Source organism: Spirosoma arboris (genome assembly GCF_009754945.1).
Lineage (GTDB): Bacteria > Bacteroidota > Bacteroidia > Cytophagales > Spirosomataceae > Spirosoma > Spirosoma arboris.
Map to the genome: position 1 here is coordinate 1 of NZ_WPIN01000094.1, position 256 is coordinate 256.

Consider the following 256-nt stretch of genomic DNA (forward strand, 5'->3'; position numbering starts at 1 on the left):
TAAGCTGATCATTTATCGAAAAGAAGGTTGTCAAACTGTTGTTATTCCTCCCTGTACTACCGGTGTACCGGCAGGCTACACCAAAATAGCGGAGGTGCCCAGCACAGCCACCACCTACACCGATACTACCACCCTCAAACGAGGAGTTAGTTACTCTTACAGAATGGTAGCCCAGTATCCAGATGTGAACGGAGGATTTAATGGTGGAGTGAGCCTGTCTTCAGATCAGGCTTGTCTGGAATTACCGTTGTTGGCG

Annotated in this window: 1 protein-coding gene; it reads left to right on the forward strand. The window is 48.4% G+C overall.

Annotation, left to right across the window (positions count from 1 at the left end; genetic code table 11):
* Positions 1–256 (forward strand): hypothetical protein (locus tag GO755_RS41290; RefSeq protein ID WP_198175109.1); only part of this gene is annotated, 256 nt, incomplete at both ends.